Origin of the sequence: Chitinimonas arctica (assembly GCF_007431345.1) — a bacterium.
GTDB classification, from domain to species: domain Bacteria; phylum Pseudomonadota; class Gammaproteobacteria; order Burkholderiales; family Chitinimonadaceae; genus Chitinimonas; species Chitinimonas arctica.
In genome coordinates this window covers 4,664,215-4,691,129 of record NZ_CP041730.1, presented here as the reverse complement: position 1 = coordinate 4,691,129, position 26,915 = coordinate 4,664,215, and the positions used below count along the sequence as shown (strand labels likewise).

Genomic DNA, 26,915 nt, shown 5'->3' with positions numbered 1-26,915 from the left:
ATGCAACGCGGCTTCACCTTGATCGAAATCGCCATCGTCCTGGTTATCGTCGGCTTGCTGCTGGGCGGTATCCTACGCGGCCAGACCGTGGTCGGCGGAGCGCAGGCCAAGGACATCATCAAATCGGTGCTGGACACCCAGGCGGCCGCCCTCACTTTCAAGGACCGCTACGGCTTCCTGCCGGGGGACCTGCCCAATCCCGCCAACAGCATTCCCGGTATCGCCGGCTGCAATGCCGGTACCGGGACCGGCACCCTCAATACCGCCGCCAAGCGCAATTGCGCCCGCGACGAGCTGATCCTGTCCAATCTGTTGCGCGGTACGGCCGGCACGCCTATCCAGGTACAGAACGTCACCATCAGCCTGTCCAATGCCGCCGGCGCCGGCTTTGCGCTGCCGGCCAACTGGGTCAACGTGGTGGTCATCGCCCGCCTGAACTGCGACACCGCGCTGCAACTGGACCGAGGCCTGGATGACGGCAACACCGGCACCGGCAATCTGCGGGCCAGCGTCGCCTGCGCGGGGCAGGATCCTGCGGTTGCGGTACCGCTGGCGGCGATACGGTTGAACTGAATTTCTCCCTCGGAGTTTCCTCAAGGAACTATAACGTTGTCTACATCGGCATGAAATGCCGTGAACAATAATCCTGGGGGTAGGGCATGGAACGAAAGGAGAAAGGTGGCGGCTCAAGCCGTGGTGGACGCGCGCCGAGCTCAAGCAGTAGCGGACGAGCGCGCAGCCCAAGCCCAAACGATTTGCTTCGGGCACAACGCGCGACCGTTATCAGTGGCGGGTGGACAATGGGTCCAAGCAGCAGCCTCTGGGACCCCAGTTCAAGTAGCAGCGGACCAAGCTCCAGCTCAAGCTCAAGCTCAAGCTCAAGCTCAAGCTCAAGCTCAAGCTCAAGCAGCAGCATTCATCAACCGCATACCGCGCCGCCTAGATCGCCCTCGTCACCTACGCAAGTACCTAATGGATTTGTGGCGTTCTCTGGCAGAGGACATCGCTTTGAGTCTCGGCCTTTGCCTGGTGGCCCATTAAGCCAAGAAAATATAAGCTTTCTACGCACCAGAGCGGACAGTGGGCAATTTTTTGGTTTACGCCACACTTCCAGCCAGGAAATTCGTCAAGAGAGCGGTCAATCAAGTGATGGGCAACCAGGGTTTCATGGCGATGCTTATTCTTTAGTACCAAAGACCACACAGGATATTCGAGATGACAAAACAAGGGAGAAATTCCCTCAATTGTTTAAATTTAGAAATATTGGACCGAAGGGATTTACTGGCTCGGACCAAGAATTTGAGGTTGGGCGCGGTTTCCGGATACCAACGTAGCAACTAAGCTGCCATTTTCTGCTCTGCCATCGACTCAGCGTATCGCTGCGCCGGAGTTTGATAGCCAATGGACGAATGGCGCCGTTTGCGATTGTAAAACACCTCGATGTAATCAAAGAGGTCCTTGCGCGCTTCAATACGCGTCACGTAGCTTCGATGGAAGACGCGCTCGTTCTTCAAGCTATTGAAGAAGCTTTCCATCGGCGCGTTGTCCCAGCAATTGCCCTTCCGGCTCATCGACGCTTGCATGCCGTACTCCGCCAACAGGGCTCGGTAATCATGGCTGCAGTATTGGCTACCTCGGTCGGAATGATGAAGTAGTCCTGGCTTCGGTTTGCGTCGGAAACGCGCCATTTGCAGGGCACGGATGACCAGCTCCCGTGTCATTCGCTCGTCCATGGCCCACCCGACGATGGCCCGCGTGTGCAGATCCATGACGACCGCCAGATACAGCCAGCCCTCGCGGGTGGGAATGTAGGTAATGTCCGCATTCCACACGGTGTCCGGTGCCCTCGTGCTGAACTGTCGATCCAGCACGTTGGATGCAAACGGTAGGGAGTGCTTACTGTTGGTTGTCGCTTTATAACGCCGCTTGTGGCGCGCACGAATGCCGTGTTTTTGCATCAAGCGCTGGATGCGGGTTTTGCTGACTGGATGCCCTCGGGATTTGAGTTCCTGGAAGATGCGCGGTGAACCATAAGCCCCCTGGCATTCAGCATGCACGCTACGAATCAGCGCAAGCAACTGCATGTCAGAAAGCCAGTGGGTCGGGCCACCACAGGCCTGCCAATCGGCGAAGCCGCTCGTGCTGACGGACAGCACTTTGCAGAGCGACTGCAAGGGATAGTGTTTGCGCATCTGGTCAATCACGGCGTACTTCACTGCGACTTTTTCGCGAAATACGCCGTGGCTTTTTCCAGAATTTCGAGCTCCATCTTCAGGCGGGAATTCTCGGCACGCAGGCGTGACAATTCCATTTGCTCTGGTGTGACGGGCTTGCCGGAACCTGTCGCCATCTTCCCGGCCTTGTGGGCCTTGCGCCAGTTGGCAAGCGTCTGCTCGGATATGCCCAAGTCGCGCGCTACTTGAGCAGGGGTCTTGCCTTCGACTTCGACCAGGCGGACGGCTTCTTGCTTGAATTCGGTGGTGTAGCTTTGTCGTGGAATTTTGTACATTCGGAACCTCTGTAGACCAGTTTACCCGGCTACGGTTGGTATCCGAAATCCACACCCAAGCTCACTTATGGTGGCCATAAAAAAACGGCCACCCAAACGGATGGCCAGAGGAGGAGGAAGGTTGCATTATCCCCCAAATGGAGGATAGGTAAGTTCTTTCCGATATACGGTCATTTTTTCCCTGCACCGGCAATCAACTAGCGCCCTGCCCTCCCCGCCGCGATCCGGTCGGAATCCTCTTGGCAGCGCGCCCGCAAACTGGCTATACCTCACCAAGAATAGATACTCGGCCCCTGCGCTCCGCCTTCCTGGCGCAGCCGAAGCCGCCCAGGAGGAAAATATGGCTTGTGATTGCGCCGCTTTGCGCCGTTTCCGCATTCAACTCGCCCATGCTCCCTTGGTCTACCGACGTCCCCGTGCCTTTGGCCTGCTCTGTGCCTTGCTCACCGGCTTGCCTGCGCAAGCGGCCGCGCCAAGTACGCAGGGTCTGGCCGATCTAACGCTGGAACAGCTGGCCAATATCGAGGTCACCTCGGTCTCGAAGCGGGCGGAGCGGCTGCAGGACGCCGTCGCCTCCATCTATGTCATCAGCAACGAAGCCATCCGCCGCGCGGGTATATCATCCCTGCCGGAAGCGCTGCGGCTGGCCCCCAATCTGCAGGTAGCCCGGGTCGATAGCCGCAATTACGCCATCGCCGCACGCGGCTTCAATGGTCCCTTTTCCAACAAATTGCTGGTCCTGATCGATGGCCGCACCATCTACTCGCCCCTGTTCTCGGGGGTGTTCTGGGATGCCCAGGATGTCGTGCTGGAAGATATCGAGCGTATCGAAGTCATCAGCGGCCCCGGCGCCACCCTTTGGGGGGTCAACGCGGTGGATGGCGTAATCAATATCATCACCCGGTCATCCAGGGACACCCAGGGTAATCTGATTAGTGTCGATCGCAGCGCACGGCAATCGCAGCTGACGGTGCGTCATGGCGGTGAACTAGGCAATGACGGCCATTACCGTCTTTACGCCAAGCATTTCCAGCAGGACGACAGTCATAACGCGGCGGGTGGTAACCGTATCGATTCGCTGCATCGTAGCCAAGCGGGATTTCGCACCGACTGGGCGCGCGGCGCGGGCTTGCTGAAATTGCAGGGCGATGTTTATGAAGGCCGCCTCGCACAACCGGCAACCAGCGATATCGCCATCTCCGGATTCAACCTGCTAAGCCGCTGGGATAGCGGTGAAAAAGACGGCACCGGCCTGCATATACAAGCTTACTTCGATCAAACCAAGCGCAGGCAACCCAAGGCGTTCGACGACCGCTTGAACACGATGGACCTGGAACTCCAGTACGGCCTCAAGCCGACTGCCTCGCAAAGCCTGACCCTGGGCGCCGGCTACCGTGTCGCCCGGGACCGTGTACACCCAACGCCCGGTGCCACCTTCGTCTTCCTACCGGAGGAGCAAACCGCGCATTGGTCCAACCTATTGGTACAGGACGAAATCACGCTCAACCCACGCTGGCGGCTCATCCTGGGAGGCAAACTCGAGCGCAACGACTATACCGGCAATGAATTCCTGCCCAGCATCAGGCTGGCCTGGCAACCCGACGCCAGCCAACTTTGGTGGAGCGAGTGGTCACGTTCGGTCCGGGCGCCGTCACGTGTCGAGCGCGACCTGAATGCGCCAGTTACACCGCCCTTCACCTTCGTGGGCGCCAAGGACTTCGTCGCCGAAATCGTCAATGTGGTCGAACTGGGTTATCGCGCCCAGCCACGCCCTACCCTGTCCTACTCGTTCACCCTGTTTCACAACCAATACAAAAAACTGCGCAGTGAAGAATTCTTTACTACGCCGGCCGTCCGCATCGTGAGTGCGAACAAGATAGATGGCCATGCGACCGGCCTGGAGGCATGGGCGAGTTGGCAGGTCCTGCCCAACTTGCGGCTAAGCGGCGGCGCGGTGACACAACATAAGCGACTGGTACGGGCGGCGGATAGTCTGGACCGGCGAGGGCTGGGCATGTTGGGCGACGACCCGAACAGCTATTGGAGCCTGCGATCGCAGTGGGATATCAGCGACACTGTCGCCCTGGACCTCAGCGTACGACATAGCGGCGCCCTGTCCGTGGCGAAAGTGCCGGCGTACAACGCGGTGGATATGAACCTGGCCTGGCGGCCCCGCCCCAACCTGGAGCTTTCCCTGGCGGCGCACAATCTATTCGACAACAAGCATCCCGAATTCGCCGCCGCGCCGCAACGGGCTGAACTGCCGCGAGAAGTCTTTCTGCGGGCGAGCTATCGATTCTAGTTTTGACCTACACAAAAAAGCGGCCACCCATACGGATGGCCAGAGGAGGAGGAAGACTTGATTATCCCCCAAACGGATGAAAAATCAGCATTTGCCGATGAACGGTAAGGCATCCCAGCCCTCCCCGGCGTCGGGCAAGTTCGATACCGTGTTGTCGCCGCTACACCTCTTGCGACGTAATTCGCACAGTCTTCCCTGATATTTCCAAATAATCCGAAAATCATTCGCCCATCCAGATGTTTGATGCAAGAATCGCCACCCGTCGCCGCACACGCATGGCGCCGGTAGCTTGTATTTCAAATCAAAAGGAATCAGGAGGAATCTGGATGAATACCATTTTCGGACCGCGTCTGTTGACGCTGGTTTGCGCCGCCGCTTTGCCGCTCGCGGCATGGGCGGACGAAGCCCGAACCTTTGCCATTGCCGATTGGAACGCCGACTGCCCAGCCAACAAACGCAGCGAATGGCCCGGCATGTGCCAGGCCTGGCTGGATGGCATGCAGCAAAACGGCTGGACCACCTCGACCTACCAGGGCGCCCAGGTTCGCGCCGGTGCTTTCATGGACCCCGCCAAGGCGGCGGGCGGACGCGATAACACCCCGGAAGGCGCCGACACCGCGGATGCCACGCTGTTCTGCGGCCATGGCGGCTTTAGCCCTACCCGTGGGTTCTTCGCCTATTTCCAGAACCAGGAAAACGGCAACTGCCGCGTCTACCCCGACCAGATGCTGTTCGGCCCCGCCGCCGGCGGCAAAGCGCGCTTCATGCATTTCTCCGCCTGCAACAGCATCCGCTGGGAACACCGCGACCTGTGGAAAGGCGCGGCCGAAGGTGGCGTACACGTCATCACCGGTTTCCATGGCCTGATGTATATCGGCTGGATGTTCAACGAGGGCTATCGCAAGGTTGCCAGCCAAGGCTATGCGCAAAAAGGCGTGGCCAAGGCCTGGGTGGACAACACCTATGACCCGGGTAGCTGGTACACCGGCAACAACAAGGTCTGCCCCGTCTCGCTGGCCTTCGGCGATGCCGAGTATTCGGCCGCCTATACCCTGGACGAAGGCTACTGGCACCGCTGGCCGAATATGAAGCCTAATTACATGACCAGCTATTACGTGAGCAAGTGCGAGCCGAACGGCGCGCCGGCCCTGCCATAAGGAGGCGTAGATCATGAATCGCATCAAATTAAGTACCGCCGCCCTCTTGCTGGCCACCGCCGGCACCGCCCAAGCCGCGATCTTCAGCCCGGAAGAGCTGGGCACGCCCAATGGCAAGCTCGCCATGAAATCCCTTCGCGCCGCACCGGCCGATGCGCTGGAAGCGGCCATGCCGCGCTATGACCAGACCAAGCTGCAGCAACATCTGATGCAACTGGCCAAGAATGGCGAAGCACTGTCCGTAGCACGTGGACTGGGCAATATCCACCGCACCGGCACCCGCGCGACGCTCGAAATGGCGGGTCAACGCGAGACCGGCGAAGCGCAGATCAATGCAGCGAACGGCGAGTTGCGTTTCGACCGCGCCGACAAGCTGGAAACCATCTCCCCCATCCCGCTGGCCGTTGGCCATATGCAGAAGGCCACCATCGCCGACCAGCATAAACAGCTGCTGGCCAGCTACGGTATCGACAAGCGCAACACGCAGTTGATCGAGACCAATGTGCTGGTCCAGCAGACCGAAGCGCTCAAGGGCGGCAGCGCGCCCTCCGAACCCAAGCTGCAAGGCTATTTGAGCGTGGCGGTGCGGGCAGCCGGCGAACTGATCGTGGAAGACCAGCGCGCCCGCTTGGTCAGCGACCGCGACGGCCGCCTGCGCATGCTCAGCATGAACTGGCCGGCCCTCAAACTCAGCGCTGCCACCGCCGGCGGCGACCTGAAGAGCCGTGCCGAAGTGCTGCAGGAAATCGCCAACCGCCTGGGCGGCAAGACGCAGCTGGATCAGGTGGATGTACGCATGGCGGTAGTCTTGCGTCCCCTCACCAGCCGGCTCGGCACCGTACACGTCCCGGCCATGCGGGTGGGCGTGACGCCGCGCAATGGCGAAGCCGGCGAGATCTTCTACGTCGACTTGAGCCGCGAAGCCGCTAGCGCCAGCTAAGGCATCGCCAGCCCCGCGCCACCGGCCATCCGGCCGGCGCGGGGCTGGCGCTGGACCGCCCGGCCAGCTCCTGCTACAAAGCCCCTCATCAACCGGAGGAGCGTTCCTTGCACCGATTCGTCGCCCTGCTTCGCGGTATCAATGTCGGCAAGGCCAAGCGCTTGGCCATGGCCGATCTGCGCGCCCTGCTGGTGTCGCTGGGCTACCAGCAAGTCCGCACCCTATTGAATAGTGGCAACGCGGTCTTCGACGCCACCGTCGATACCCCGCCGCCGCAACACGCCGCGCGTATCCAGGCCGCCATCGCCGACGAGCTGGGGGTGGACTGCCTGGTCATCGTCAAATCCGCAGCGGAGATCGCGGCGGCATTGGCGGAAAACCCGCTTGCCGCCGGCGCGAATGACCCTTCCAATTTCCTGCTCGCATTCACCATCGACGCCCCCTCCCTCCAAGCCTTGTCCTCGCTTGCCGGCAAGGATTTGGGGGCCGAGAAGCTGCATGTGGGCGAACATGCCGCCTACCTTTGGTGCGCCAACGGCATCCTCGCCAGCCAGGTGGCCGAGAGCCTGCTAAAGATGCTGAGCAAGTCGGGTACGACGCGCAATTGGGCGACAGTGGAGAAGATTCATGGACTGCTGGGGCGGGTGGAGTAGCTTGGGTTTGCTGTGCAGAACGAGGGGTCAGGTTACCAACACCCGCAGGTCGCTCACCGAGGCTGCAGGCAAGCGTCCGACTTCCTTGGCCAAATTGACTTCCTGCGCCGCACGCGCGATTTCCAACATCTTCCGCTCAAGGGCATAGCCCCCCTTTGCTTCCAGCCAGCCCATGACTTCAGCCAGATGCCAGAAGGAGAAGCTGCCACCATGCACCGGCAGGGGAAAGGTGGCAGCATGGGAAAGCATCAGTTTGCGCATCGCCTGACGCGACACACCCACCAGCTCAGCTACATCGGTCAGTCCGACGAAATCCGGCACTGCCTCCACCAGCTTCGCTGAAGGGACAGCACGCTTCACATCGGACAGCGCGCTGCGTACAGCATCCTGCGCGCTTTCGGCTTCGCGGGTGAACTCCAGCGCCAAGCGGCCGGGCTGCCCGATGCCCACCAATGCATCGTCACAGCCGGCATCGCCCAAACGCCCCACCAACGCGTCCGGATCCCTATCTTGCTCGGCAAGCTGGTACTTCAAAGTGAAGGTGTATTCCATGGATCATTCCTCTGATGTAGAGCCGGCACCATTTCGGCGGTCCTGGAACTTACAAAGACCAGCCCTCAGATCGCTATCTAATAGATTTGGTTCAGATCGCGGACTGGGAACCAACTCGGCATACTTAGCCACGCGCTTCCGCAAGGGCTTTCCGGACACGATGCGAGGAATAGAGGTGGGGCCTTTTGTCGGTCTCCGAACGCGCGATTGCCTCCAGCTCATTCGCCGCCGATTCCAAAAGCTCGATGGCGAGCTGCTTGTTGCCGTTGAGCAAAGCAAGCCTGCCCTGCTCATATCTCAGGCGGGGATGCCAGCTTGTCCCGGGATTGCTGCGATTCAATTGCTTGACGTCGAGATGATCCAGCAACTCGGCCACGCCTTGCTTCTCTTTGAGCTCGAGCAAGCAATCCGCAAGCTGAAAGCTTATCAAATGAACAAGAGGATGCGATTCGTTAAAACTCTTGCGGGCGTCCGCCAAAGCAGCGTGGAAGAACGGTCTGGCTAGTTCAGGCCGACCGGCAAAGGCGTAGTCCCGACCGATGCTGGCGCGGGTGCTGATGGCATCCAGCGCTGTACGGCCATTGAGTTTTTCAAATATGGCCAAGGCAAATTGGTGAACCCTTAGCGCATCGTCCCATTGGTGATTGGAGAAGTAAGCGGCGGCCAAGCCCTGGGCCACGCGGGCTGTGGCGATGGCCTCCTCGCCGGCAGCTTTCTTCACGCAGTCGAGGGCGGCCTGCATGGTGGGAATACTCTCTTCAAACCGGCCTTGAGAGGTCAATGTCTCGCCCAAGCCTTGGGTGGCGATGCAAGTCACGTAATGGGCGTTGCCATAGCGGGCGGTGGTTTTTTGCAGCAAGGCCCGTGACATCCGTTCGGCGGCCGGGAAATCCCTGAGCAGTCTCGTTGCTTGTGCTGCGTGGTATTCAATGTCCTCACTCAAGGCTGGCCTGGCCCCGGCCTGGCCCTTGAGCAGCTCGAGGGCGCGATCGTAATTGCGCCTCGCTTCTTCCCATTGGTAGTTGGAACGGCCCATCAGTCCGCGTACGAACCAGTATCGCGCCTGTGTGACCGCGGAATGCTGCGCAATCGACTTTTCGACCAGATCAAGTTGCGCAGTGGCCTCCTTCAGCCGTGTCAGGTTACGCAGGCTATTGGCGTAGAAAATACGAACCAGGCTAAGCTGTTCGCTATTCGGCTCGGCTAGCTGAGCCAGCGCCGCCAAGGCTTTCTCACTTTCGACCGCTTCCGCCTTATAGTTTTTCAGCCCGTCGAAATTGCTTTGCATGGCCGCATGCAAAATGGCACGAACCTCGGGACTATAGCCAAAGCTGGGATGGTCGATCTTCGCGGCGGCCAGTACCGCTGCCTCCTGAATGGTAATGTCGGCGCGCCCGGTCCGGGCTGGACTCGACTGGCCAATCAGGTCTTCGGTCAGAAACTGATTCAAAGCCTCGACATTTTTAATTTGCCGCGACAGCAGCGCTTCGCTATTGCGCAGCTGCATATAGGCCTGGAGGCTTATCAGCAAACCAAGCGCCAGTGCCGCCACGAAACCGATTACCCAGGGGCGCCGAGCGCGCGCGCGCCGGGCAATATCCTGATTCAGTAGCGCCTGCTCCTGTTCGGCTGCGTGCCGGAGGCGTTCCTGGTGCCGGATGGATAGACTGGACAAACGCTCGATCATCGCATCCACCGTGGCGGTGCGCCTGGTGGGGTCGCCATCGGTGGAGTGTGCAATTTCCTCCACCAGCAAGGCATCGGCAATCTCGCGCTCCCAGCCTGGCACCATGGGGCGGCGCAGATCGCCCACCAGCATTTGATAAAGCAGCACGCCGAGCGCGAAAACATCGCTTCGCTCGGTCGCCGGCTGTTCACGGAAAATCTCGGGCGCGACATACATGATGGTGCCGCGCGCCTCGTCACTGAGCACGGTGGGCGCACCACTCATGCTCATGGCGGTAAAGCCCAGTTCGGCAAGCCGGTCATGGTCCGTCAAGCGGCCGCTGCCGAAATCGGCCAAGCGCACTTGCCAGCCGCCTCCCTGGGAACTGACCAGCACATTGGCCGGCTTGATATCCTTATGGATCACGCCCACGCTATGCGCCGCAGCCACCCCGTGGGCAATCTGGAGGAACAGGGCGATTCTCGATTCCGTCGGCATGGTGTCGAGTATGTTTTCGACCTGGCTCCAGATCAGCAGATTGTCCCCGCCATATTCACTTTCGATGAAAAATGGCGAGGTCTCGAAACTCCAATCGACGATGCGCAAGAGATTATTGCATTCGCCAAGCTGCTCATATAAAACCCGCGACAGCGTTGCCTCGCGCTTTAGGCCGGTAAGATGGTTGCCGTCGGAAACAAACTTGAAGACGCGCAAGATGCCGGTCTTGGCATTTCTTGCAAGCCAAACTTCCCCGGTACTACCTTGGCCAAGCATACGTTCGAGCGTAAAACCCGGCCGCATCGCGACATCTTGCCCTTTCGATAACTCAAGCTTGCTGGAAATACTTTGCCTTGCCACCGAGCGCTCCACCGTGGCGGTAATCCGATAGCCGATCCGCGGAACCGCTTCAATCAAACCGGCATTGGTTTCACCTAGTGCAGCGCGCAGGCGGGTAATTGCGCTGGCCAAAACATTGTCGCCAAGCCGGCGGCCATGCCACACATATTCTTCGATTTCGCTATACGACACCAGCTCGCCACGGTGGCTTAATAGAAGGCCGAGCAAGCGGAACGATTGCGGTTGGATATTGACCGACAAGCCATTGACAATCAATTCACCGGTAGATTCATCAAGCAGGGAGCTGCCAAAGCGGTATCGATATAAGGTGGACATTGCTAAATACTTTCCAATGATGCGTTTCTCAGGAGGGGGCCATGATACAGCATTTCCCGGAGTAATATTATGTAGTTTAGCCCGCGCTCATTGATTCTGGCTTTTGATTAGCGATCAGTTAGTGCCGTTTAGTAATGATTAATTGCAGGCAACCGGGCGGGCGCCTTATATTTTTCGAAATTCTAAAATATCGGTGCGGAAAATGGAGAAATTGAGAAACTTGCGTGGCCGCGTGGCCTTGGTCACAGGCGCCGCTGGCGGTATTGGCAGGGCACTCGCTATTGAACTGGCAGAGCATGGTTGCCATCTTGCGCTAGCGGACCGCAACGTGATTGGATTGCATGAGACGATGGCATGCTTGCGTGACTTTGACGTAAAAGTCAGTATCCATGAAGCGGATGTTTGCGTACGCAGCGCCGCCGATCAGCTGCCCGAACAGGTTGCGGAACTGCACGGCCGGATGGATCTGCTGTTCAATAATGCCGGTGTGGCTGTCGGGGGATATTTTGAAGAAGTTAGCGCGGCTGATTTTGATTGGCTATTCGAGGTTAATTTCGGCGCGGTGGTTCGACTTACCCGCGCCAGTCTACCCCGCCTGCGAAAAAGCGACGATTCCTGTATAGTCAATACATCCAGTCTGCTTGGCTTGATATCGCCATCCGGACAGGTTGCCTATAACGCCAGTAGTTTCGCCATACGAGGATTTAGCATGGCACTGGCGCATGAATTGGCCGGCAGTACCGTAGGCGTTACCGTGGCGCAACCCGGCTGCCTGGCGAATGCCATTGTTCGCAATGCGCGCATACCGGTCGACTCAGCCAGGCCGAGCGGGCAAGCGGTCAAGGCCAGGCAATTCCTGAAGCTCTCTCCCGAAAGTGCCGCGAAATATATCGTTCGCGCGGTCACTCATCGAAAGAAGCGGGTGCTGGTAGGTTCTGATGCATATGTACTCGGCTTATTGGGGCGTTTTCTGCCTGCGCATTATTGGGGGATGTTGCAGCGGTTTGCATGAATGGGTGGGCGGATGTCGCGCTACTTGCCTGTATAGATGTCGTCAATAAATCCACCGCTATTTGCTGCAAATATTTGAAGACTTTATAGGACAGATGCGATGTAAATCCGTCACATGCGGTTAGTGACGGACACCAGCCGAGCGGCCAGCGTATCAGCCTGTTCGGCAAACTTCTTTACATTGGACTTCTGCAGTTGAGCCAGGTTTTGCAGTTTCCAGCGAATCCCCGGCAGATGCTCGAGGTGGATAATTGCCAATAGAGGCCACTCAGGTGCCCCAGAAACCAGCGATAGCAGGAACTTTCTCTCGTTGTCATCCAATCCTTGCTGTAGTTCGCACACCAGCCGCTCGCGGGCCGCGAGCAACGCATCGAGCGGTACTGGTTCGGCAGTCATGCCTTGAAAGTTGAATTCATAGTCGTACTGAATGTCGCGCAGAGGAGGAAATAGCACTTCGTGAACCGGCCGGTTGCTACTAGCCAGGTAGACGACAAAGGCACGCCGGACGCCTGGCGTAATGCCTTCATGCGCGAAGAGCTGCAGCACATCGAACAGGTCGCGCGGGTGCTGTCGATCCATCGCGGCAACGAGTTTGCCGCCATATACATCCTCAAGAGATACCACCGGGATATCCAAGTCGGCCAGCAGCAAATCGCGAGCAACGGGGGTGAGAGAGGCGCGCGCCACCGGATGCACTGTGCCGCGCATCACAAAATTGACCTCGATCTTGACTTCAATGCGGCCCCGACGCACCAGTAGTTTTGTCTCTCCCGCTGCGGCCGGTGGAATATGCGCTTGGAACCCGTGCCTGCTCAAACGCTCGGCTGCCTGCCGGATGGCGTCCTTGATGCGTGCCAATGCCTGGTCGCGAGACAACGTGTGGTCCGGAAACACCAGATCAAGATCTACCGACAAGCGCGGCATATCACGTATGAAAAGATTGATCGCAGTACCGCCCTTTAGCGCAAAGGTGTCGTCAACGAACACCAGCGGCGCCACCTGCGTCAGCAGGCGTGCGGTATCAAGATAGATCTGGTTCATGGCTTTAGCACCAGTAGGCCGTCAGCCGATTTGGACACCCACAACCGATCACTGCCCGTTGGCAACGTGGCCGGATCGAGTTTGGCCGCCCAAGGTAGCGCACCCTCGCAGCCAAGCTGTAAGCATAAACGCACGGTCTTTACACTCGTGCATCGCTGCAGCAGCTCGCGCAACACATCCGCGCGCAGGTTGTAGGCGCTTTCGACGAGTTCGCGGGCTTCCTGCATCGATTGGCGCACGCCAATGTCACTTAGCATCTCCAGGAGCGCGCGCTCCGGAGCCGAGACCTGCGGCGCCCCACTCCGCTTCTCGAAGGAATCAACGTACAGCAAACTATCAGGGCACTCGTCAAACAAGCGCTTACGGTGGTACTCCGCCGGAAAGCGCTCGATGAACCACCCCGGCAGGCGCCCGGCCACCCATCCGTATAAGTGCAGCAGCGGCTGTTGCGATACATACTGGCGCAGGCCATACCAATCGAGTGCGGACTTCCCTCCCACGTGCAAGCCCACAAGATTGCGCTCCAACAGCAGCAGACTGGGATGCAAGGCCAAGGTGTCATTCGGGCGGCAGTACACCCCACGCATCAGGCGCGTGAGCCAGCCGGCGCGCACGTAGTGGACGGCCAAGTCTGCAGAGATACCCAACGTCGATAAATCTTCGGATGTGAGCGGCGCACCCGGCACCAGCCGGGTGTATAGCGAATTTAGTTTACTTTGCTTAATCGTAGCCATACTACGATTAATACAACTTTTCAAAAAATATTTCAATTCTATCTCTTAGGCTCAATGGCCGACACCAACTTCGACGCGACAACACCATCCTTCGGCACGCTTGGAAAATTCACTTTATATAATTAGAAATTATCGTAGCCAAACTGCGACTACCTATACTTTTTCAAATTATTTCCCCAATCACCTGCGCCTCCAGTATCCAAGTGGACCCATCTAACCAAGTATGTCGACTGCCCCATCCCCAGCCGACATCGACCAAACGCTCCACCAACGCCTCCAGATTCTGTCTTGCTCAGCAGGTTGGTTCTTGAGGGCGGGGATATCCCATGGATCATTTCTAGGCTTGTGTAGTTGGCGTCCCTTCATGGCCGAGTGGTCAACTAAGCAAATTTGTTCGCTTTTGTCTTCTGACATTTAAGTAGATTGTGTAGCTATTTCGATCGCTCGGCGACTTGCAGAGGACATGCCCGAGGCATCCAAATTACACGCCGCTGTCATCCAGGTCGGTAGCCGGTGAGCCGCCCCGGAAAAGGGGGTATTCTCGCAGCGCCTGGGCGCTCTCCACTTGCAGGTGCCAAACTAGACCTGACCCAGTCCCAAGACGAAGGCCGCAGAGAACACCGGATGGTTTGGACAAGACGATGAATGGGAAGGCACGCGGCCGCCCGCGCAGTGCGCAGGACTACAATCATCGCCACGATCGTGGAGGCAAATGCGTGCGTGATCGCCACCGATAACCAGAAGGCTTTCGAAGGCGTCGGGATCATCAACCCACTGCGATCTTCCACATAAGCAGAGAGCCGACCAGAACGGGCGACCCTGAGTGTCACAATGCAAAAAACCTGCGCACCGGGGTTTTCGGGGTGTTATCGATAGCGACCTTTCCCGTGGACGGGACCAGAGGCAGTATCGGAGGTGCATGAAATGCCGTCTATAAAGCGGAGGGGCTTGCCCGGTATACGAGCGCGCGCAGAAGGACAGAGTCACTAAATAAATAAGGCGAAAAAACGGCCGTCCCGAAGGGACCCAGCGAAGAACAAGGAAGACTACGGCACACCTTCTGCATGGAAGCATATCCCTGACCTCCTTTGCACAAAACCTAACCGTGCCATAATTTCTTTTTTATCAAAATTGGACGCCATGAAGCTCGTTGCCATCTTGCCCATCCTGCCCATTTTGCTCCTGCTTACAGCCTGCGATCAGATCGCCGCGGCATCGTCCAAGGACAAGCCTGCAGCGCAGACCGACGGAAACACAATGAGCTGTGTTGCCGGCGGCCTCAAACTCTCCGGCACCGGTGCACCAGCAGTCGAGGTCGGTGGTTTCGGCATCCAAGGCGATACCCTCAACGCCTTTGCCCTAAGCCTAAACGTTGAGCGTGCGGGCAAGGTGCACCAGGTTTCAAGCTCCCTGATGCCCTTGCCGATGCGGGCCGGCACCTACCACTTTCCGTCACTGGCGGTACCGGGCATGTCGCTGGCGTTCTACAACATCAGGACCACGGAAGGCGATTTGCTCAGGGGGTACAACGGCGGCACGTATAGCCAGCAGTTCTCACCGATCGAGAACGATCCAGAGGCGAAGCTCAAAGTTCAAGTAGACAAAATGATTGTCTCGGACGCGCCGCAGCCTGGATTCAAGCGGGTCCATGCCGCGGGGCATTTCGCGTTCAACGCAGCGGCGCTGCCGGCCTCCTCGCCTAGCGACGCTTGCGTCAGCAATGGCATTGCGCGCTCACTCCTGTCCGTCAAGGCGGGCGAGCGGCTGCTGCCGCTATTCGATGCGACGGTGTGCGGCGCGGAAAAGATACACGTCCAGTGTGACTTCGATGTTGTGACCGACTTCGTCAAACAATCGTAGCGAATCGGGCGGCCGTGTCGTTCGAAAGCACCGATGCCATGGCGCGAATGCCTGGGCGGACATGGCATCGACAGGGATGACGCATGCACGCATTTGGTGTGCCATGAAAAATGCCATTGATGATAGTCAATATCATCAATGGCACGGGGTCAACCATAGAAAATCAATAGGTTAAGACGACTCACTCCCACTCAATCGTCGCCGGCGGCTTCCCCGACACATCGTAAACAACCCGATTGATGCCGCGTACTTCATTGATGATGCGGTTCGACGTCCGCCCCAGCAGCGAATAAGGCAGCTCGGCCCAGTGGGCCGTCATAAAGTCGCTGGTCACCACGGCACGTAGCGCCACCACCCACTCATAGGTGCGGCCGTCGCCCATGACGCCGACCGACTTCACCGGCAGGAACACGGCAAAGGCTTGGCTGGTCAGTTCATACCAGGTCTTGCCGGTGGCTTCGTCGCGGGTATTGCGCAGCTCTTCGATAAAGATCGCATCGGCGCGCTGCAACAGTTCGGCGTATTCGGCCTTTACTTCGCCGAGGATACGCACGCCCAGGCCGGGGCCGGGGAAAGGATGGCGGTAGACCATCTCGGGAGCCAGGCCCAACGCTACGCCCAGCTCGCGCACTTCGTCCTTGAACAGTTCGCGCAGCGGTTCCAGCAAGCTCAGTTTGAGGGTTTCCGGCAGGCCGCCCACGTTGTGGTGGCTCTTGATGGTGTGGGCCTTCTTGGTCTTGCTACCGGCGGATTCGATCACATCGGGGTAGATGGTGCCCTGTGCCAGCCACTTGGCATTGGGCAGCTTGGCCGATTCGCGCTGGAACACTTCGACGAACTCGCGGCCGATGATCTTGCGCTTGGCTTCCGGGTCGGTCACGCCTACCAGGTGGCCCATGAACTCGGCACGCGCATCGACACGGATCACCTTGACGCCCAAGCCGCGGGCAAACATGTCCATCACCATATCGCCTTCGTTCAGGCGCAACAAACCATGGTCCACGAAAACGCAGGTGAGCTGGTCGCCGATGGCGCGATGGATAAGAGCGGCTGCGACGCTGGAATCGACGCCGCCGGATAGGCCGAGGATAACTTCCTGGTCGCCCACCTGCTCGCGGATCTTCTTGACCGCTTCATCGATGTAGTTGGGCATGGTCCAGCTCGGCTTTGCGCCGGCGATACCCAACACAAAGCGATGCAGGATATCGGTGCCACGGCGGGTGTGGGTCACTTCCGGGTGGAATTGCACGGCATAGAACTTACGGTCCACGTCGGCAATGGCGGCGATCGGGCAGGATGCCGTTTCGGCGATCAGCTTGAAGCCCGCCGGCATGGCGGTAACCTTGTCGCCATGGCTCATCCATACGTCCAGCAGGCTGTCGCCGGCCTCGTTGCTGCGGTCCTGCAGCGCTTCGAACAAGGGCGAAAGGCCCTGGGTGCGGATTTCCGCGTAGCCGAATTCACGGGTGGCGCCGGCTTCTACCTTGCCGCCCAATACCTGGGCCATCCATTGCATGCCGTAGCAGATGCCCAGCACCGGGATGCCCAACTCGAACAGGCCTGCATCGGCCTGGTAGTCGCTTTCGTATACCGAATTGGGGCCGCCCGAAAGGATGATGCCGCTCGGTGCAAATGCCTTGATATCGGCCAGCGACATATCGTAGGGGTGAAGTTCGCAATAAACATGTGCTTCGCGAACGCGGCGGGCGATAAGTTGGGCGACTTGCGAGCCGAAGTCGAGGATGAGAATCTTGTCCATGGTGCGGGCGGCTTTCGTGCAAAAACCGGATTTTACAGGAGCCGGACCGCTCGCGGTAAGTCGCCTGAGCCCCCCGGGGAACTTACGCGTTTGCCGGTAACCGGCCCTCCGCCAGGGCGACCACATTGCAACCGGCTTGCTTGGCCGCAATCAGCGCCTGCTGCGCCTCTTCCAGGGTGTTTTCCAGCTCGAAGGTCACCGGCGGCAATCCGGCTACGCCGATGCTGACGGTGAACCATAGCGGGCCGCTGGCGGTATAGAGCACCAGATCCTCCACCCGCCGGCGTAGCCGCTCCGCGACCTTGTGCGCGCCGGCCCGGTCGGCATCCAGCAGCAGCACGGCAAACGATTCACCGCCCATGCGCGCGAAGCCGTCCACATCGCGCAATTCCTCCCTCACCACCTTGGCGAACTGCATCAGCGCCTCGTCGGCACTTTCCTGGCCGTGCTTGTCCACCAGTTCGGCAAACAGGTCGATCTCGATGGCCAGGATGGAGGTGGGCATCCAACTGCGTACCAAGCGCCGCTTTTCCAACTGCAAGGCCTCGGTAAAGCCGCGCCGATTCAGGCAGTTGGTCAGCAGATCCATCTTGGTTGCGTACAGGAGATCGGAAGCGATGCGCTCGTGAATCAGCAAGAGACAGCCCAAAGCCAGCCATATCCCGAAGAACAGTACCAAGACATAGAAGATCAATTCGCGCAGATGGTGCAGCTCGCTGCCTTCCAGCGGAAAGACCAAGGCCAGCGCCATGCGCAGCATATTGATCACGCTCCAGCCATAGGCCAGGCTACGGAATAGCGACAGTCCCAGGCGGCGCTGCGGTTGCACGCGCATGGTCAGGGAGATCAGCACGGCGGCGCAGAAAATTACCTGCATGGCGGAAAACACCATCAGGCGGGCGTGATAGCTGGGCCAAAGGACGCTGAAGGCGTAAAGGCTCACTACATGAACGCCCAGCATGGTCATGATCAGCGGCCAGCGCCGTGGCCGGTCGGCAAAATCGTCCAAGCCAATGATAAAGGCGCCGCAACCGATGGTGGCCAGCAGGTCGGGCAGGAACGCCGCCTGCGGCGAACCTTTCAACACGATGGTGAAGCTGAATTCGGCCAAGGCATAGGCCAACAGGCCGATCGACCAGGCACGCGGCCCTTGCATCACCCCTTGCACGCGTATGCCGGTGACGAAGACCAAGGCCGCCAACTGCAATAGCATCAGCGACTCGGCCAGGATCAGGGTGGAGATATCGGGATAGCTCATGCGCCTCCCGCCCGGCAGCCCCTGGCCCACAGGGACGCCGCCCATATCCATGCAAGGGGGAAGGCGTGGGAAGTGATGGCGCGGCGGGCTGGATTCATGGGAGCGTTATAGTAAAAATGCCCGCGCGCCGGAGACGCGCTAGCCTCGATGCACCTTCATCGCCCGCTGCACTTCGCGCTGGGCATCCTTGTCGCGCTCGCTGTTGCGCTTATCATGCAGTTTCTTACCCTTGGCCAGGCCGATCTGCAGTTTGACCCGGCCAGCCTTGTAATGCATATCCAGCGGGGTCAAGGTATAGCCGGAACGTTCCACCTTGCCGATCAACTTATTGATCTCGGCCTGGTTCAGCAGCAGCTTACGGCTGCGGGTAGGATCGGGCACCACGTGGGTAGACGCACTGGTGAGCGGCGAGATATGCGCGCCGATCAACCAGAAGGCGCCGTTGCGCAGCACCACGTAGCCCTCCTTGATCTGCACCTTGCCGGCACGGATGGCCTTGACCTCCCAGCCTTCCAATACCAGGCCGGCTTCGTATTTTTCCTCGATGAAGTAATCGTGGAAGGCTTTGCGGTTATCAACAATAGACATAGCTGGATGCGGACAAGAGAGCGCGGTAAAGTTCCTGCCGTCGCGGCCCTTGCCGGCCTTTTAAAAAAGCGTTGAAATCGAAGCGCGGATATTACCTGAATAGATCACGACATGCCCCAGAAGCGCCTCTTCGTCATTTACGCCGGCGGCACCATCGGCATGCAGGCCAGCGCCGCCGGTTACCGTCCGGTGGCGGGATTCCTGCCGGCCGAATTGGCACGCATCGCCGACCGCACGCCGAACTTCCCCGCTACACGCTGAAGGAATATGCGCCGCTGATCGATTCGTCCAATCTGCATCCCTCACACTGGAATGCAATGGTGGAAGATATCGCCGCGAACTATGCGGACTACGATGGCTTCGTGGTGATCCATGGCTCCGATACGCTGGCCTACACCGCCTCGGCCCTCAGCTTCATGCTGGAGAACCTGGCCAAGCCGGTGATCGTGACCGGTTCCATGGTGCCGCTGTGCGAGCATCCCAACGATGCCGAACAGAACTTGCTGGATGCCTTCCACTGGGCCTGCGAGAGCAATCTGCACGAAGTTTGCGTAGCCTTCAATCGACTCCTGCTACGGGGAAATCGTTCCCGTAAATTATGGGGCGCGGAGATGGGTGCATTCGGCTCCCCCAATTATCCCATTCTCGGCCGGGTACAGGGCCACCATGAATTCAACCCGGCGCTCTGCCTGCCCCGCCCTGGCGCGCCCTTCAGGATGCACCGTATCAACGCCGAGCTGACCGTTGCGGGGCTCAAGCTCTATCCGGGTTTCAGCGTGCGCCTGATCGAGCGGATGTTGGCGGACGGCCCGGCCGGCCTGGTTTTGGAAAGCTATGGCGCCGGCAATGCGCCGGATGCCGACGCAGCCCTGCTTGCAGCGCTTCGGCAGGCCAGCGAGCGCGGCACCGTGCTGGTCAATATCACCCAATGCATGTCCGGCAAGGTGGCGATGGAAAGCTACGCCGCCGGTTCTGCCCTGGCACGCGCCGGCCTCGTGTCGGGCTGGGACATGACACCCGAGGCCGCACTGGCCAAGCTTTACTTCCTGCTGTCGCTCAAGCCGGGCGTGCTGGGGCCGGAAGACCTTCTGCCGGTCAGCCTGCGCGGCGAGTTGACGGCCGTTTAATCCCGTACCAGGGGCAAAGCGCTTGTTTTTGATTCGACGGATACGGAACGCGGTGCTAGAATGCGCCGTTCGTCGCGCTGGTGGCGAATGTTGTCTCAATGGCGGGTCTCCCCGCATTGCCGAGTCGTGAACCTGGTCAGGTCCGGAAGGAAGCAGCCACAACGATGCAGGCAAGTGCCGGGGGTCGGGCTCGCCACCTCCCCTTCTCTTGTTTTATCCGCCCGTTCGCGGCACCTCTTCTTCACCCTGCCGTTTTCCCTAATCAGTTCGTTTTAGAGTAAATACTCGAACTGAGGTAAACTTACGTCATCCTTACGCTACAAGCCCATGCAGATGAAGACATATGATCGTATCGTCCAGGAAAGCCTCGCGCTCTTCAATGAGCACGGCGAGCGTCCGATCACGACCAATCACATCGCGGCCCACCTCGGCATCAGCCCAGGCAATCTGTACTATCACTTCCGCAACAAGGAAGAGATCGTCTATCAGATTTTCCGGCTGTATCTGGAATACATGCGCGAGCACCTGCAGGTACCGGAACATCGCGTGCTGGAACCGGAAGACCTGGCCCGCTACCTGGACGCGGCCTTCGCGGCAATGTGGCAGTACCGCTTCATGTTCTATGACCTGCCCGGCCTGCTGAGCCGCAGCCCGCAGTTGCAGGACGACTACCACGGCTACGTCAAGAACGAGCTGACGCCCATCCTGGCCAAGGCTTTCGGCGAGTTCGCCGCCATCGGTTTCATCGATGTGCGCCCCACCGACATCATCCCGCTCGCCACCAATACCTGGATGGTGGTCAAGTTCTGGTTCGCCTTCCAGCAGACCATCCATCCGCACCGGCCTATCAGCGAAGAAACCGGCAAGCAAGGCGCCCGCCAGGTGCTGGCCCTGTTCAGGCCTTACGTGCAGCCGTCATTCATGGCGGTGTTCGAAGAAATCGCAGCGCGCTATTAGGGATGCACTGAAACATTGCGCGCACTCAAGCCGTGGCTCACCACCCGGCAAAGCCGGGCGTTAACGGTCCGTGACATGTCAACCGCCCCCTCGCTTGATATAGCCCAACTCCCCCGCCCTCGCCCTCGCCGCCGCGAGGGAGCCTCGCTAACGCTCGATAGCGCATTTAATCAGCACGCCCCAACCTGGGAATCACGGCCAAGCCACATCCCGACCGGTGAGCGTCTGCGCGAGCTTGCTGGCATTGCGGGCGGCGAAGGCATAGACCGATAGCTGCGGATTGGCGCCGATCGAGGTGGGAAACACCGATCCGTCCATCACGTACAAACCCTCAAGTTGATGGTGGCGGCCGTATTCGTTCACCACCCCGTCTTCCGCCCGGGCCGCCATGGCCGCGCCGCCCATCACATGGGCGGACACCACCTTGGTGCGCAGCACTTCCATGGGAAGCGACAGGATGCCCGCCTTGGCTTCGGCCCAGCTGGCGTAACCATCAGCCCCGACATCTTCGTGGATGGGCATGACGCGGGTAGCGCCGGCGGCGAATTGCAACTCCGCCATGGTCAGGAAGGAATGCCGCATACCCTGCCAGACATAGTCGCTGATGGGATAGTCGAGCAAGGGGGTGCCATCCGCCTTCAAGCCGACCGTACCGCCCTGGCTCGCTTCGTGAAAACCATCTCGCATCAGCGCCAATACCACCTGCAGGCGGTCGAAGTTCGCCATGACCTGGCGATGCTTCTCGCCGAAGCCGCTCATGGTGATCGCCGTCAATACCGGATGCAGCGGCGGAACCTCCAGCTTGTAGCCCATGGGACCATCGACCGGGTGGGTATCGAGATGGTGGTCGGAATAGATGCTTTGCGGCGCGCCACTCCAGCCCTCCACCTTGTAGGGCATGATGGCGCCGGAGATATTGACCGGATGCAGAAAGGTCCGCTTGCCGATCAATCCCTGCGGATCGGGCAGCCTGGATCGCAGCATCAGTGCCGGGGTATTGATGGCGCCACCGGCCAATACGACCGTCTTGGCCCGCACGGTCAGGCGGAATCCATTTGGATATAGCCCGGCGTCATCCATCGCCAGGCACTCCACGCCGACCGCCTGCTCGCCATCCATCAGCACCCGCTCGGCGCGGGCGTGGGTATAGAGCACCGCGCCGCGATCCAGTGCGGCAGGAATGGTGGTGACCAGCATGGACTGCTTGGCATTCGACGGACAACCCATGCCGCAGTAGCCCAGATTCAGGCAGCCTTTCACATTGCGGCGTATTTTTGCCCAATGGATGCCGGTGCGGTCGGCGCCCGTCATCAGCGCCTTGTTGTTCATATTCGGCTCGACCTGCCAGTCGCTCACATTCATGCGCCTTTCGGCCTTGCCGAACCAGGGGCTCATGGCCTCTACCGTCATGCCTTCCAGGCCCAGGTGGCGCTGCCAGAAAGCCAGCGTGGTGGGCGGGGTGCGAAAGCTGGAAGTCCAATTGACCGTGGTCGAACCACCGACGGTACGCCCTTGCAGGATCGTGATGCCTTTGTCGCGGGTCTGGCGGCCGGCGGACTCCTGATAGAGCATCGGATAGGCCTGAGATTCCAGCAGTTTGAAATCGCGCGAGGCGTAATGTAAGCCGCCCTCCTCCAGCAGCACGACCTTCAAGCCGGACTGGCTGAGGATATCGGCCGCCACGCCGCCGCCTGCGCCACTACCGACGATCACCACATCGGCTTCCACTACCTTGTCGGCCGCCAGGGCCGAAGCGTCATGCACCATCCACTTACCGGAAGCCAGGCCATCGGCGATTACATCTCTAGGCATTCCAGTAACCTTTCATGAATTCCGGCGGGCCGTCGTAGGCAATCCCCACCCAGGCTTGCGGATTGCCGTACCAGGCGGCAAACACGATCTGGTGCAGCGCCTGGTAGCCACTGCGCAGCAGCGAGAGCGAGGAAAAGCGCCAGCGATTGAGAAAATGGCTCACCTCCTCGTCGCTAGCCTGCTCCCAGGCGGGACCCACGCCCACCAGCCAGCGCCGGGTCAGGCGGCCATTCAACAGGGTCAGCAGCTCCTTGACCTCGGTCTGCACCGAGCCGGGCAGGCCCGCGATAGCGCTGTCGCAGCCGCGCACGGCTTGGTAGAGCGCCGTCTCGAACTCGGCTTCGTCATGCGGCAGCGCGCCTTTGAGCATGACGCGGGCAATGGCGGCCAAGGCGGTGCGTCCCTCGGCATCCAGCACCTTGAAGCTGGCCTGCTCGGGTACGCCGTACAAACGATCCGGCACGACCGGGCCATAGGCCAGCCGGGCGAATGCCAGCAAGGCAGCACCGGCCAGCCCCGTCTTGAGCAGTTGACGGCGATTGAGCATGTTGAACCTCTCTTGCGGCGCGGCGCCGACGCTCAGCGCAGCATGAACTTCAGGAGTTTTTCCACCCTGGGACCGTAGGGCGGCCGCATCAGCCACAGGCCGTTGATGCGGCTCTGGGCAAATACCGGCTTCATCTTCGAGAAGGTCTCGAAGCCCTCATGGCCATGGTAATGGCCCATGCCCGACGGCCCCACCCCACCGAAGGGCAGATCATCCTGGCCGACGTGCATCATGGTTTCGTTGATGCCCACCCCGCCCGAGATGGTCGCGCCCAGCATATGGCTGATACGGCTGTTGTCGTAGTCGAAGTAATACAAGGCCAGGGGGCGCGGACGCGCGTTGATGTAGCCGATTACCTCGTCCAGCCGCTGGTAGCCAAGCACAGGCAGGATGGGTCCGAAGATCTCGTCCTGCATCAGGCTCATCTCGTCCGTCACCCCGAAAACCAGGGTCGGCGCCAGCTTGCCGGTGGCGGGATCAATATCGGCCAGTGGCACTACCTTGGCACCCTTGGCTTCGGCATCGCGCAGATAGCCTTGCAGACGCGCCAAGTGACGGCCATTTACCACCGCAGTGTAGTCGGGATTCTTGCCCGCGTCGGGGTACCACTTGGCCACGATAGCGCGGGCAGCTTCGGTAAAGGCCTCCTGCTTGCCCTCGGGCAGGAAGACATAGTCCGGCGCCACGCAGGTCTGGCCGGCATTCAGGCACTTGCCGTGCAGGATGCGCTCGGCGGCCGTGTCGATCGGGAAGTCGGCGTGGACGATGGTGGGCGATTTACCGCCCAATTCCAGTGTAACCGGCGTCAGATTGTCCGCCGCCGCCCGCATCACCTGCTTGCCCACGCCGGTCGAGCCGGTGAACAGCAGATGGTCCCAGGCACAAGCGGCAAACGCCTGCGCCACTTCCACGCCGCCGTTGAGCACGGCCACCTCGTCCTCATCGAAAGCTTCGCGCAAGGCCAGCCGCAGTGCTTCGCCAAAACGTGGCGTGTATTCGGATATCTTGAGTATGGCCCGATTGCCGGCGGCAATCGCAGCCGTCAAGGGACCGATGGCCAGGAACAGCGGGTAGTTCCACGGCACGATGATGCCGACCACCCCCAGCGGCTGCGGCACCACGCGGTTGCTGGCCGGCATGAACCAGATGGAGACACCGCGTCGCTTGGGCTTCATCCACTTGTCCAGCTTGGCGCTTGCATGCTTGATGCCGGCCAGGCTGGGGAAGAATTCCAGCAGTTCGGTTTCGTGGCTGGAGCGATGGCCGAAATCGGCCGATATGGCCGCATTCAGATTCGAGCGATGCTTGAGCAAGACCTCGCGCAGGCTGGCCAGCCTGCGCAGACGGCTGACCACGCCGGGAAAGGGTTGCGCATTGAAGGCGGCTCGCTGCCGCGCATAAAGATCGACCAGCCTTGCTGTTTCGGCCTGCGTCTCGTGAGGTTGGAAAACCGCCTGCATACATTCCCCCTTGCCCATGGTCTTGCCTATCGTGTCCATCATTCTAAAGCAGGGCCAGGCAGGCCAGTCGAGCGTTTGCTCGACCCCGACGAAAATCCGACAAGCAGCGCCGCAAGCCGCGCCAGTGCAGGCATGCTCCGTATCCGCCATGCAACAGGCCCGGCGATCCATCGTGCCAGGACGGCCTGGCGCGGACCGCCGCCGACGGTGACAAGCCGGCGCCATGCGGCGAGAATAGCCGTCCACTTCCCGCCTGATTCCCCCATGCTGATCGACTTCTTCTACCAATTGCGCGATGCCCGCCTGCCCGTCTCGGTCAAGGAACTGCTGAGCCTGCTGGAAGCCTTGGATGCACGCGTGGTCAGCGGCAATCTGGATGAATTCTACTATCTGTCACGCGCCATCCTGATCAAGGACGAAAAGTACTTCGACCGCTACGACCAGGTCTTCGGCCAATACTTCAAAGGCGTGGAATCGCTGCTGGAAAAGCTGGAAACGGAGATTCCCGAAGACTGGCTGAGCAAGCTGGTGGAAAAGCAGCTGAGCGAGGCGGAAAAGGCGCAACTGCAAGGGCTGGGCTGGGACAAGCTGATGCAGACCTTGAAGGAACGCCTGGCCGAGCAGAAGGAACGACACCAGGGCGGCAACAAGTGGATAGGCACCGGCGGCACCAGCCCGTTCGGCGCGTATGGCTACAACCCGGAAGGCATCCGCATCGGCCAGCATGAGTCGCGTCACCGGCGGGCGGTCAAGGTCTGGGACCAGCGCGAGTTCAAGGACTTCGACGACAGCCGCGAGCTGGACACCCGCAATTTCAAGGTCGCCCTCCGCCGGCTGCGGCAATTCGCCCGCAATGCCGAGGCGGACACGCTGGACCTGGACCACACCATACGCGCGACCGCCGACAATGGCGGCTGGCTCAAGCTGCAGTTTCGCCATGAACGGCATAACGCGGTCAAGGTGCTGCTATTTCTCGATGTCGGCGGTTCGATGGATGACCATATCGAAGTGTGCGAGACCCTGTTCTCGGCCGCCCGCAGCGAGTTCAAGCATCTGGAACACGTCTATTTCCATAACTTCGTCTACGAATCGGTCTGGCGCGACAACAAACGCCGCCACCACGAACGGCAGGCGACCTTCGACCTGCTGCACACCTATCCGTCCGACTACAAACTGATCTTTGTCGGCGACGCCACCATGAGCCCCTATGAGATCGCCTATCCCGGCGGCTCGGTGGAGCATATGAACGAAGAGGCCGGCAGCGTGTGGCTGAAGCGCCTGCTGGAACACTTCCCCTCGGCCGTCTGGCTCAATCCGGTAAGCGAGCAATACTGGGGCTACACCGAGAGCCTGCTGATGACGCGCGAGCTGATGGCGGACCGGATGTTCCCGCTCACCCCGGCGGGCCTGGAAGCCGCGATGCGGCGACTGTTGTAGCGGTGATCGCTTGCCGTCTTGATGGCGGCCCCTTCGCTCAATTCCTGAGCATCTACTAAAAAACCAAACATTGCCCCGTTAGACGAAGCGCAACGCGCCCGTACCACCTATCAGAAATAAGGATGAGAATCACTTGCATTTATTTAACGAGAACAATTATCATTCCACTCATGGACACCGCCACCCAACCCCGCAACGATAAGCCCGCATGCGATCCCGGCAAACCCGCCCGGATTACGCTGGACGCACGCCAGCTGATGCAGGATCGAAACGAAATCGATATCCGCCATGGAGAGGAAATCTACCGTCTGCGTTTGACGCGCAACGGCAAGTTGATCTTGACCAAATAAACCACGCACGCTACCTGCGGAC

23 protein-coding genes and 1 other RNA gene are annotated in these 26,915 nt (G+C 59.8%); 13 read left to right on the top strand and 11 right to left on the bottom strand.

Annotated features, from left to right (window positions below):
* Complete coding sequence (locus tag FNU76_RS21430) at positions 1-573, top strand: prepilin-type N-terminal cleavage/methylation domain-containing protein (RefSeq protein ID WP_144280091.1); 573 nt, start codon at positions 1-3, stop codon at positions 571-573.
* A 764-nt stretch (positions 574-1,337) separates the two neighbouring features.
* Here the strand turns inward: FNU76_RS21430 and FNU76_RS21420 are convergent.
* A protein-coding gene (locus FNU76_RS21420) for an IS3 family transposase (RefSeq protein WP_444542064.1) occupies positions 1,338-2,509 on the bottom strand; the annotation gives its coding sequence in 2 pieces (ribosomal slippage) (positions 1,338-2,242 and positions 2,242-2,509; 1,173 coding nt in all).
* A gap of 340 nt (positions 2,510-2,849) precedes the next feature.
* Between FNU76_RS21420 and FNU76_RS21415 the strand changes: the two genes are divergently transcribed.
* The 4 genes from FNU76_RS21415 (at position 2,850) to FNU76_RS21400 (ending at position 7,561) form a co-directional block, all read left to right on the top strand.
* Complete coding sequence (locus tag FNU76_RS21415) at positions 2,850-4,811, top strand: TOL_0244 family TonB-dependent receptor (protein WP_144280089.1); 1,962 nt, start codon at positions 2,850-2,852, stop codon at positions 4,809-4,811.
* Between the two features lie 326 nt (positions 4,812-5,137).
* Positions 5,138-5,968 carry a hypothetical protein gene (locus FNU76_RS21410; RefSeq protein WP_144280088.1) on the top strand — a complete coding sequence of 277 codons (831 nt, stop codon included), beginning with the start codon at positions 5,138-5,140 and terminating at the stop codon, positions 5,966-5,968.
* Positions 5,969-5,981: 13 nt separating this feature from the next.
* The gene (locus tag FNU76_RS21405) at positions 5,982-6,908 is read left to right on the top strand and encodes a hypothetical protein (protein ID WP_144280087.1); all 927 of its coding nucleotides are present in this window, start codon (positions 5,982-5,984) and stop codon (positions 6,906-6,908) included.
* A 107-nt stretch (positions 6,909-7,015) separates the two neighbouring features.
* On the top strand, positions 7,016-7,561 hold the full coding sequence (locus tag FNU76_RS21400; RefSeq protein WP_144280086.1) for a DUF1697 domain-containing protein: 546 nt from the start codon (positions 7,016-7,018) through the stop codon (positions 7,559-7,561).
* A gap of 27 nt (positions 7,562-7,588) precedes the next feature.
* Here FNU76_RS21400 and FNU76_RS21395 read toward each other — a convergent pair whose 3' ends face one another.
* Together FNU76_RS21395 and FNU76_RS21390 are read right to left on the bottom strand one after the other, a co-directional pair.
* A complete protein-coding gene (locus FNU76_RS21395) occupies positions 7,589-8,113 on the bottom strand; it encodes a helix-turn-helix transcriptional regulator (RefSeq protein WP_144280085.1) in 525 nt (174 codons plus the stop codon).
* Positions 8,114-8,237: 124 nt separating this feature from the next.
* Positions 8,238-10,952, bottom strand: coding sequence for a protein kinase domain-containing protein (locus tag FNU76_RS21390; RefSeq protein WP_144280084.1), 2,715 nt, complete (start codon positions 10,950-10,952; stop codon positions 8,238-8,240).
* Positions 10,953-11,154: 202 nt separating this feature from the next.
* On the opposite strand from FNU76_RS21390, the gene FNU76_RS21385 reads away from it, so the two are divergent.
* Complete coding sequence (locus FNU76_RS21385; RefSeq protein WP_144280083.1) at positions 11,155-11,964, top strand: SDR family NAD(P)-dependent oxidoreductase; 810 nt, start codon at positions 11,155-11,157, stop codon at positions 11,962-11,964.
* A gap of 110 nt (positions 11,965-12,074) precedes the next feature.
* Here FNU76_RS21385 and FNU76_RS21380 read toward each other — a convergent pair whose 3' ends face one another.
* Positions 12,075-13,004, bottom strand: a complete 930-nt coding sequence (locus tag FNU76_RS21380) for a nucleotidyl transferase AbiEii/AbiGii toxin family protein (RefSeq protein ID WP_144280082.1) — start codon at positions 13,002-13,004, stop codon at positions 12,075-12,077.
* Positions 13,001-13,774 (bottom strand): type IV toxin-antitoxin system AbiEi family antitoxin domain-containing protein, encoded by a 774-nt coding sequence (locus tag FNU76_RS21375; RefSeq protein ID WP_308418577.1) that lies wholly within the window; start codon positions 13,772-13,774, stop codon positions 13,001-13,003. The genes FNU76_RS21380 and FNU76_RS21375 overlap by 4 nt, the downstream gene beginning before the upstream one ends.
* A 1,104-nt stretch (positions 13,775-14,878) precedes the next feature.
* Here FNU76_RS21375 and FNU76_RS21365 point away from each other — a divergent pair.
* Positions 14,879-15,598, top strand: a complete 720-nt coding sequence (locus tag FNU76_RS21365) for a hypothetical protein (RefSeq protein ID WP_144280081.1) — start codon at positions 14,879-14,881, stop codon at positions 15,596-15,598.
* A gap of 181 nt (positions 15,599-15,779) precedes the next feature.
* Here FNU76_RS21365 and guaA read toward each other — a convergent pair whose 3' ends face one another.
* The 3 genes from guaA to smpB form a co-directional block, all read right to left on the bottom strand.
* Complete coding sequence (gene guaA / locus FNU76_RS21360) at positions 15,780-17,357, bottom strand: glutamine-hydrolyzing GMP synthase (RefSeq protein ID WP_144280080.1); 1,578 nt, start codon at positions 17,355-17,357, stop codon at positions 15,780-15,782.
* An 82-nt stretch (positions 17,358-17,439) separates the two neighbouring features.
* Positions 17,440-18,615: a GGDEF domain-containing protein gene (locus FNU76_RS21355; RefSeq protein WP_179958234.1), complete on the bottom strand. Its 1,176-nt coding sequence runs from the start codon at positions 18,613-18,615 to the stop codon at positions 17,440-17,442.
* 138 nt (positions 18,616-18,753) lie between these two features.
* Positions 18,754-19,203: an SsrA-binding protein SmpB gene (gene smpB / locus FNU76_RS21350; protein WP_144280078.1), complete on the bottom strand. Its 450-nt coding sequence runs from the start codon at positions 19,201-19,203 to the stop codon at positions 18,754-18,756.
* A gap of 111 nt (positions 19,204-19,314) precedes the next feature.
* Between smpB and FNU76_RS24750 the strand changes: the two genes are divergently transcribed.
* The 4 genes from FNU76_RS24750 to FNU76_RS21335 all read left to right on the top strand — a co-directional run bounded on the left by FNU76_RS24750 (position 19,315) and on the right by FNU76_RS21335 (position 21,287).
* Entirely contained in the window at positions 19,315-19,464 is a 150-nt protein-coding gene (locus tag FNU76_RS24750) for a hypothetical protein (protein ID WP_223879390.1), read from the top strand.
* Positions 19,401-20,330, top strand: a complete 930-nt coding sequence (locus FNU76_RS21345) for an asparaginase domain-containing protein (RefSeq protein ID WP_223879382.1) — start codon at positions 19,401-19,403, stop codon at positions 20,328-20,330. Before FNU76_RS24750 ends, FNU76_RS21345 begins: the two co-directional genes overlap by 64 nt.
* Before the next feature lie 100 nt (positions 20,331-20,430).
* Positions 20,431-20,528: signal recognition particle sRNA small type (gene ffs, locus FNU76_RS21340), an RNA gene on the top strand.
* 135 nt (positions 20,529-20,663) lie between these two features.
* Positions 20,664-21,287: a TetR/AcrR family transcriptional regulator gene (locus FNU76_RS21335; RefSeq protein ID WP_223879126.1), complete on the top strand. Its 624-nt coding sequence runs from the start codon at positions 20,664-20,666 to the stop codon at positions 21,285-21,287.
* 192 nt (positions 21,288-21,479) lie between these two features.
* Here the strand turns inward: FNU76_RS21335 and FNU76_RS21330 are convergent, their stop codons facing one another.
* From FNU76_RS21330 to FNU76_RS21320, 3 genes are read right to left on the bottom strand one after another with little or no spacing between them, the layout of a single operon-like run.
* A complete protein-coding gene (locus tag FNU76_RS21330) occupies positions 21,480-23,099 on the bottom strand; it encodes a GMC family oxidoreductase (protein ID WP_144280076.1) in 1,620 nt (539 codons plus the stop codon).
* Positions 23,092-23,646 carry a hypothetical protein gene (locus tag FNU76_RS21325; protein WP_144280075.1) on the bottom strand — a complete coding sequence of 185 codons (555 nt, stop codon included), beginning with the start codon at positions 23,644-23,646 and terminating at the stop codon, positions 23,092-23,094. Before FNU76_RS21325 ends, FNU76_RS21330 begins: the two co-directional genes overlap by 8 nt.
* A 32-nt stretch (positions 23,647-23,678) precedes the next feature.
* On the bottom strand, positions 23,679-25,148 hold the full coding sequence (locus tag FNU76_RS21320) for a coniferyl aldehyde dehydrogenase (RefSeq protein WP_223879125.1): 1,470 nt from the start codon (positions 25,146-25,148) through the stop codon (positions 23,679-23,681).
* Positions 25,149-25,370: 222 nt separating this feature from the next.
* On the opposite strand from FNU76_RS21320, the gene FNU76_RS21315 reads away from it, so the two are divergent.
* Positions 25,371-26,543 carry a vWA domain-containing protein gene (locus FNU76_RS21315; protein ID WP_144280074.1) on the top strand — a complete coding sequence of 391 codons (1,173 nt, stop codon included), beginning with the start codon at positions 25,371-25,373 and terminating at the stop codon, positions 26,541-26,543.
* Positions 26,544-26,713: 170 nt separating this feature from the next.
* Entirely contained in the window at positions 26,714-26,893 is a 180-nt protein-coding gene (hemP, locus tag FNU76_RS21310; RefSeq protein ID WP_144280073.1) for a hemin uptake protein HemP, read from the top strand.
* The last annotated feature ends 22 nt before the right edge of the window (positions 26,894-26,915 follow it).